This is a genomic window from Streptomyces sp. SID3343, from assembly GCF_009865215.1.
Classification (GTDB): Bacteria; Actinomycetota; Actinomycetes; order Streptomycetales; family Streptomycetaceae; genus Embleya.
The window spans coordinates 1-404 of sequence record NZ_WWJX01001109.1 but is presented as its reverse complement, the minus strand read 5'-3'; the positions used below and the strand labels follow the sequence as shown (position 1 = coordinate 404).

Here is a 404-nt window from a genome sequence, read left to right as displayed (position 1 = left end):
GCTCTCCGGCGGTCAGCAGCAGCGGGTCGCGATCGGCGGCGTCCTGACCGCGCATCCGCGGGTCTTGGTGCTGGACGAGCCCACGTCCGCGCTCGATCCCACGGCCGCCGAGGACGTGCTCGCGGCGATCACTCGGCTCGTGCACGACCTCGGGATCACCGCGATCGTGGCCGAACACCGGATGGAGCGCGTCGTGCAGTACGCCGACCGGCTCGTGCACCTGCCCGGCGATGGCACGGTCCGCGACGGATCGCCCGCCGACATCCTGACCACGTGCGACATCGCGCCGCCGGTCGTCGAGCTCGGCCGGCTCGCCGGATGGTCGCCGCTGCCGCTGTCGGTGCGTGATGCGCGCCGTCTGGCGCCGCCGCTGCGCGAACGGTTGGCCGGCCGCGCCGTGCCGG

1 protein-coding gene is annotated in these 404 nt (G+C 74.8%); it reads left to right on the top strand.

Translation table 11 applies throughout. The features are described from left to right. Positions 1-404 (top strand): energy-coupling factor ABC transporter ATP-binding protein (locus tag GT354_RS34570; protein WP_161360326.1); only part of this gene is annotated, 404 nt, incomplete at both ends.